This window comes from Collinsella aerofaciens (assembly GCF_001404695.1).
GTDB classification, from domain to species: Bacteria; Actinomycetota; Coriobacteriia; order Coriobacteriales; family Coriobacteriaceae; genus Collinsella; species Collinsella aerofaciens_E.
Window position 1 is genome coordinate 1 of record NZ_CZAQ01000053.1, and the last position, 5,439, is coordinate 5,439.

Consider the following 5,439-nt stretch of genomic DNA (forward strand, 5'->3'; position numbering starts at 1 on the left):
CGCCCGATCGGCGGCCCCTCGGGGCTTGCCCGTATCGTAGGCAATGCGCCGAATGCTCGCCATCGAAATTTATCGGTGGCCCACTTCAGACTGTAATGGGTAGCCCCTGTGATGGTCGCGGCGATGCGCGTCCGGGGCTACGCTTGTAAGGAGTGAACATGCAGGAGTTTTTTGGAATCGATGTGGGCGGTACGGCCGTTAAATGGGCTGTGCTGGGCGAGGATTTTTCCATCCGCGAGCGCGGAAGCCTGCCGACGGGCTTTACCACGGCTGATGAGACGGTCGCGGCGCTGATCTCGCTCGTCGAGCCGTATCGCGAGCGCGTGAGCGCCGTGGGCGTGAGTGCGCCCGGCGGCATCTACGAGGGAGATGTCACAGGAACGATCCATCGCGGTGGTGCGCTCACGTTTATGGATGGCTGTCCGCTCGGAAAGCTTATGCGCGAGGCTCTGGGGGTGCCGATTGCCGTCAATAACGACGGTAAGTGCTGTGCACTCGGTGAGTATGCGGCTGGCGCTCTGCGCGGGACGCGTTTTGGCGTGGTGCTCGCTATCGGCACGGGCATCGGCGGCGGTATCGTCATCGACGGCAAGGTCCTGCGCGGCGCGCACTGCTTTGCAGGCGAGTTTAGCTTCTTGCGCAACGATGTCACGACTGCTGCGAGCATGGAAAACTCCTTTGCGGGTTCGGGCGGTTGGCGTGCGCTCCGCGATGCCGCCGTTGCCGAGAAGGGCCTGCCTGCGGATTCTCCGGTGGACGGCCGCCGCGTCTTTGAGTGGATCGCGGATGGCGACATGGCGGCGCAGCGCGCGCTCGACCGCTACGCTCGCGCCTTTGACGGACAGCTCATCAACCTGCAGGCCGTGCTCGACCCCGAGGTCTTTGTGATCGCAGGCGGCATCTCGTGCCATCCCGAGCTCGTCGATGCCCTGCGTGTACAGATGCCGCTGGCCCTCGCGAGTTACGAAGGGACCCTTGCCGGCATTCCTGTGCCGCAGATAAAGGCGGCCGAGCTCGGCAACGACGCCAACCTTTACGGTGCTGTTCAGGAGGCCATGCGCTTGGTGTAGCGCGAGCCAAACGAGGCTGTCAAAAAAAGATAAAGGCCGGCGTGAACCGCCCCCATTTCCTTAGCACGGGAAATGGGGGCGGTTTAATTTGAGGCGAGACTTTTTAACCGCCTGATGGGTCGCGCGCCGCAATTCAGGTGTCACAGCAGCTCGCCGTGGCGGGTGATGTAGCGGTGCTTTGCCAGCTGGGTGAGCGCGATATAGGCGGAAACGATGCCGATGAGCAGCGCGAAAAAGCTCGCTGGTAGCGTCATGAGGCCGAGCGCATCGGCGACGGGGCTTGCCGGTAGCCAGGTGACGAGCGCCAGACCCAGCACGGTGAGGACGCACAGCGCGGGCGCGGCGTGGTCGCGCGGGCTTGGCAGACGCGGGGAGCGCAGCATGTGGATCACGAGCGTTTGCGACCACATGGACTCGACAAACCAGCCGCTCTGGAAGAGCGCAGCAAAGGTCGCCATACCCGCGACGTCGCCCGCGGCGGCAAGCTCGGACCAGCTTGCGCCCACGGCGGCGGGGCACACCACAAAGAAGAGCGCGGCGAAGGTCACGATGTCAAACAGCGAGCTCACGGGGCCCAGCTCGAGCATAAAGCCCTTGATGGACGCGGCGTCCCAAGCACGCGGACGGGCAGTCCAGGCGTCGTCGACGGTGTCCCACGGCAGCGCGATGCACACGATCTCGTAGACCAGCGACAGCAGCACCAGCTGCAGAGCGCTCATGGGCAAGAACGGCAAGAACAGGCTCGCGACGGTCACGGACAGCACGTTGCCAAAGTTGGAGCTCACCGTGGTCTTGAGGTACTTGAGCAGGTTGCCGTAGGTGCGGCGGCCTTCGATGATGCCGCGCTCGAGCACGCCCAGGTCTTTCTGGAGCAAGATGATGTCGGCGGATTCCTTGGCGATGTCGACGGCCGAATCGACCGAGATGCCGCAGTCGCTCGCACGCATGGCGGCGGCGTCGTTGATGCCATCGCCCATAAAGCCCACGGTGTGGCCGAGCAGCTCGCGCATGACGCGCACCAGGCGCGCCTTCTGCAGCGGCGAGAGCTTGGCGAACAGATGGGTGTTCTCGGTGCGCTCGGCAAGCTCGGCGTCATCGAGCGCATCGATCTCGGAGCCGAGCAAGACGTTGCTCGCATCGATACCAATCTGCTCGCAGACGGTGGCGGCGACACGGTCGTTGTCGCCGGTCAGGACCTTGACCGCCACGCCCTTGGCCTCGAGGGTGGCGACGGCGCCCGCGGCACTTGCTTTAGGCGGATCGAGGAAAGCCAAAAAGCCCATCAGCACCATGTCGCACTCGTCGGCAATGCCAAACTCGCCCACGCAGCGCGGATTGGTCTTCTGCGCCACGGCAATCACGCGCAGGCCCTCGGCATTGAGCCCGGTGACCTGCTGGCGAATCTGGGCGAGCTTATCTTCGGTGAGCGGCTGGGCGGCACCATCGACTTCGACAAAGGAGCAGATCTCGAGCATTTCCTCGGCAGCTCCTTTGGTAACCATCTGGGTTTTACCCTGGGCGTCGGCGACAACTACGCTCAGGCGACGGCGCGAGAAATCGAAGGGCACCTCGTCGACCTTGGTATAGCGGTCGCGCAGGCTCTGGCCCAGCATGGAATCGGGTGCTGCGGCCGAGGGCGTCACATCGGCGCGGTCGATGACGGCCAGGTCGATAAGGTTCTTGAGGCCAGTCTGGAAGAAGCTGTTCAAAAACGCATGGCGCAGCACGCGTGCGTCCTCGTTGCCGTCGGTGTTGAGGTAGCGCTCGAGCACGATGCGGTCTTCGGTGAGGGTGCCGGTCTTGTCACAGCACAGGACGTCCATCGCGCCGAGGTTTTGGATCGCCGCCAGCTCCTTGACGATAACCTGGCGACGGGCGAGGTCCTTGGCGCCCTGCGACAGGCTCGTGGTCACGATGACGGGGAGCATCTGCGGCGTGATGCCCACAGCCACGCTCGTGGCGAACAACAGCGCGTCGATGACATTGCCTTTGGTGGCGGCGTTGATGGCAAAGACGGCCGGCGCCATAACGAGCATGAGGCGCACGAGCAGCATGGAGACGCTCGAGACGCCGCGGTCAAACGCGCTCTTCTCGCCGCGCCCGTTGAGCATCTTGGCGATGCCGCCCAGGTAGGTGTCCGAGCCGGTGGCCACAACAAGCGCCATGGCGGTGCCGTTTTGCACGGAGGTGCCGGTAAAGACGATGTTCTTGCAGGCAGACAGCGGCAGCGCAGAGCTGTCGGCGCCCTCGATGACAACTGCGGCAGTGGTCTTCTCGACGGCCTCGCTCTCGCCCGTGAGCGCGGACTCAATCACAAACAGGTCGCGCGTCGTGATGATACGGGCATCGGCCGGCACCATATCGCCGGCAGAGAGGCGGATCACATCGCCGGGGACGAGCTCGTCAAAGGGGATCTCGATACGCTCGCCGTCACGCAGGGCACAGCAGGTGTTGGAGACCAGGTCCTTGAGGGCCTCGGCCGCATTGCCGCTGCGGGCTTCCTGGATAAACTTCATGCCGCCCGATACCAGCAGCATGATGCCGATGACGATGACCGTGGAGGGGTCGCGCTGCGGCTCGGGTACGGCGAGCACGTCGATGTAGAGCGAGACCAGCGCGAGCGCGGCGAGGATGCCGGCGAAGGGATCGATGAACGCGTCGGCGATGCGGCGGGCGAGCGTCTTAGTCGGCGCCTCGATGGTGTTGGGGCCGGCGGCGTCCAGGCGCTCGGCGGCGTGCTCGGCGGTGAGTCCGTCAGCCGTGGCGTCGAGCAGCACGAGGGCGTCCTCGGCGCTATGCGTGGCGGCGAATATGGTGTTCTTGGACAGGCCGGTGTGAGCGGCGGGGCGCGCCGTGCGGCGGCGCTTGGAGATGGCTTCGAGTACCGTGGCGATTTTGAGCATCAGCATAGGGTCCTCCTTGTTAAAGGGAGTTAGCGTACGTGTCGTATTTGCTTTAAAAACCTAGATGTCGCCCACGTCATACTCACGAACCGCCACAAAGGGGACAGGCACCTTTGTGGTGGTTTTGACGATTGGCTATTGGCACTTATGCGTGTGCGGAATCCTCGCGGCGTGTCGAGGGCGACATGCAGGTTTTTCGACTATGGCTGCCTTCCATGGCACACCTCCTTAAGGCCGGGCGCGATGCGCTTCGGGCATTTCGTACCCGTTTCAATCCGCCCGTATTTTTGATGAGGGGGTTTGCCGTGTCAACCCCATTGTTCGGAAAACCATTACCCCTGACAAAGCCTTTACAGAATACTGCGGGCTCAAAGCGCGCCCGCAATATGCCCTGCCTGCGCTAAACTGGAAGGCACGTACGCGATTACGAGAGGAGCCCGCATGGAGGCTTACAAGCAAGAGTTCATCAAGTTCATGGTCGAGTCCGATGTTCTGAAATTCGGCAGCTTTACGCTCAAGAGCGGCCGTCAGTCCCCGTTCTTTATGAACGCCGGCGCTTACGTGACGGGCTATCAGCTCAAGAAGCTGGGCGAGTATTACGCCCAGGCCATCCACGATAACTTTGGCGACGACTTTGACGTGCTGTTTGGACCGGCCTACAAGGGTATTCCGCTGGCCGTCGTGACCGCAATTGCCTACCACGAGCTGTACGGCAAGGAGGTCAAGTACTGCTGCGATCGCAAGGAGGCCAAGGACCACGGCGCTGACAAGGGCAACCTGCTGGGCTACGAGCCCCAGGACGGCGACCGCGTGGTCATGGTCGAGGACGTCACCACCAGCGGTAAGTCCATCGACGAGACCTATCCCAAGGTCAAGGCTGCTGCCGATGTCGAGATCAAGGGTCTTATCGTCTCGCTCAACCGCATGGAGGTCGGCAAGGGCGGCGTGACCACCGCGCAGAAGGAGATCGAGGCCAAGTACGGTTTCCCCGTCGCGAGCATCGTTTCCATGGCCGAGGTCGTCGAGACTCTCTACGACCACGAGATCGACGGCAAGGTCGTCATCGATGACGAGCTCAAGGCCGCCATCGATGCCTACTACGAGCAGTACGGAGTCCGTTAGTTACGCGGTTTTACCAAACCGCGTAACGGCTCGACGCTGCAAGCCCGCCAGAGCGGCAATCTGCCTTTCAACTTCGGCGGCATGACCAGAAGGTCAATGCCGCCTCGTTTCAAGGCACCTTGCTCGCTCTGGCGGGTTTTCGCTGTCGCTACCAAAACATCGGCACTCCCGTTGCTGGCGATGCGGCACTTGGGGACGTTCCTTTTGTGTCGGCACCTGGGGACACTCCTGATGTGGTCATTGGGTGTTCCTATAGTTTTGTCAACCGTCGGGGCTACTCCCGGTAGGGCACCCGGTCGCGCATCACGGCGTATATCGCCCTGAGCCGCTTCCTCGCGACGGCC

General features: G+C 62.9%; 3 protein-coding genes. 2 read left to right on the plus strand and 1 reads right to left on the minus strand.

Going from position 1 to position 5,439, the window contains the following annotated elements:
• Positions 1–158: 158 nt before the first annotated feature.
• Positions 159–1,070 (plus strand): ROK family protein, encoded by a 912-nt coding sequence (locus AQ996_RS09240; protein WP_055252619.1) that lies wholly within the window; start codon positions 159–161, stop codon positions 1,068–1,070.
• 140 nt (positions 1,071–1,210) lie between these two features.
• On the opposite strand, the gene mgtA is transcribed toward AQ996_RS09240, so the two are convergent.
• Entirely contained in the window at positions 1,211–3,979 is a 2,769-nt protein-coding gene (gene mgtA, locus AQ996_RS09245) for a magnesium-translocating P-type ATPase (protein ID WP_055252621.1), read from the minus strand.
• A 435-nt stretch (positions 3,980–4,414) separates the two neighbouring features.
• On the opposite strand from mgtA, the gene pyrE reads away from it, so the two are divergent.
• The gene (gene pyrE, locus AQ996_RS09250; RefSeq protein ID WP_055252623.1) at positions 4,415–5,095 is read left to right on the plus strand and encodes an orotate phosphoribosyltransferase; all 681 of its coding nucleotides are present in this window, start codon (positions 4,415–4,417) and stop codon (positions 5,093–5,095) included.
• The last annotated feature ends 344 nt before the right edge of the window (positions 5,096–5,439 follow it).

Coding starts and splice junctions, on each gene's coding strand:
- AQ996_RS09240 (WP_055252619.1), top strand. CDS start 159: ATGCAGGAGTTTTTTGGAATCGATGTGGGCGGTACGGCCGTTAAATGG.
- pyrE (WP_055252623.1), top strand. CDS start 4,415: ATGGAGGCTTACAAGCAAGAGTTCATCAAGTTCATGGTCGAGTCCGAT.
- mgtA (WP_055252621.1), bottom strand. CDS start 3,979: ATGCTGATGCTCAAAATCGCCACGGTACTCGAAGCCATCTCCAAGCGC.